The organism is Variovorax sp. F042 (assembly GCF_057814215.1).
Genome location: NZ_JBVASX010000031.1, coordinates 1 through 1504, shown reverse-complemented (window position 1 = coordinate 1504; position 1504 = coordinate 1). Strand labels below are relative to the sequence as shown.

Below are 1504 nucleotides of genomic sequence, written 5' to 3'. Positions count from 1 at the left end.
ATGTGCGCTTCGACCGCGCGGTGGCCACGCAGATCGGGCGGCCCGGCGACTACGTCAACCGCGCCGGCTTCTGGCAGGGTGGCGCCGGCATCGCGGCATGTTGGTTCGGGGGCGCGTTCGGCATTGCGCGCGTGGTTCATCAGCGCGCGGGACCGGCGCCGGACGCTCATCGCCTCGCGCACATTGGCGCCATCGAAGTGGCCTTGAACGCCGCCGCGGCGCAACTGCGAGAAGCCGCAGCCTGGATCGACCGGCACCCCGAAGACAACGCACAGCGCATCGCCTTGCGCGCACGCCTCACTGTCGAGCAGGCCGCCAACGTCGTCATGCACCACGCTGGACGCGCAGTCGGCGCCGGCCCGCTGTGCCGCGACCCGCACTTCGCCCACGCGATGGCGGATCTGCCCGTGTTCCTTCGCCAGAGCCACGCCGAGCGCGATCTTGCGGCGCTCGGCCAGCTCGCCGCGAACGAGAAAGAGGAGCCTTCGTCATGGACGCTGTAGCACGCCGCGCCATCCGGGGCGAGGGCACCACCGAGATCGAGTGGAGTCGCTGGCCCGGCCTTGCGCGTCTGCCCGTGATCGCGCCGCAAGAGCTGGTTCCGCAAAGCGCACGCGCCGTGGTCGTCGCGCCCCACCCCGACGACGAGGTGCTCTCGGTCGGTGGCCTGCTCGCGTTGCTGGCCGACTGCGGCAGGCCCGTTGAAGTGATCGCCGTCACCGACGGCACTGCCAGTCACCGCGGCTCGACCGAATGGCCCGTCGAACGGCTCGCGCGTACCCGGCCACGGGAGAGCCGAAAGGCACTGCACTGCCTGGGCCTGGCCATCGAGCCCGCACGGCTAGGCCTGCCCGACGGCGGCCTGAAGGGGCTGCGCGCCTTGCTCGCGGCCGAGCTCGTGTCTCTTCTCCGGCCCGGTGACGTGGTGTTCACCACATGGCGCCAGGACGGCCATCCCGACCACGAAGCGACTGGCGAGGCCTGCGCGCTGGCGGCCGCGAGCACGGGCGTCAGGCTGGTGGAAGTGCCCGTCTGGGGCTGGCACTGGTCCCGTCCCGGCGATAGGCGCATGCCCTGGCAACGCGCCTTCAGGCTCCCGCTGAGCGAAGAGGCCGTACGGCGCAAGCGCATGGCAGTCAAAGCGTTCACCAGCCAGTTGCGGCGCGATGCGTCCACTGGCTCGGGCCCGGTGCTTCGCGCCACCACCGTCCAGCGCGCGGCGCGCCCCTTCGAGGTGGTCTTCCTTTGAGCAGCGGCAATGAACGACCAGCGGCCCTATTTCGAATCGCTCTACGCGGCCAGCGAAGACCCCTACGCGCTGCGCCACCGCTGGTACGAGGCTCGCAAGCGGGCGCTGCTGCTGGCCGCCTTGCCGCAGGAGCGCTACCGAAGCGGCTACGAGCCCGGCTGCGGCATCGGCGAACTCACGCTCGCCCTTTCACAACGCTGCGACCATCTGCTGGCAAGTGACTTCTCGGCGCATGCCGTGGACATTGCGCGCAAG

2 protein-coding genes and 1 pseudogene are annotated in these 1504 nt (G+C 70.7%); all 3 read left to right on the top strand.

Annotated elements, in window-relative coordinates; genetic code table 11:
• Positions 1–503: pseudogene (locus ACZYSP_RS35250) on the top strand (acyl-CoA dehydrogenase); the annotation flags it as partial.
• Positions 491–1249, top strand: a complete 759-nt coding sequence (locus ACZYSP_RS35245) for a PIG-L deacetylase family protein (protein ID WP_489019182.1) — start codon at positions 491–493, stop codon at positions 1247–1249. The pseudogene ACZYSP_RS35250 and the gene ACZYSP_RS35245, both read left to right, overlap by 13 nt.
• A 9-nt stretch (positions 1250–1258) precedes the next feature.
• A partial coding sequence (locus tag ACZYSP_RS35240; protein ID WP_489019180.1) for a class I SAM-dependent methyltransferase occupies positions 1259–1504 on the top strand: 246 nt, incomplete at its 3' end.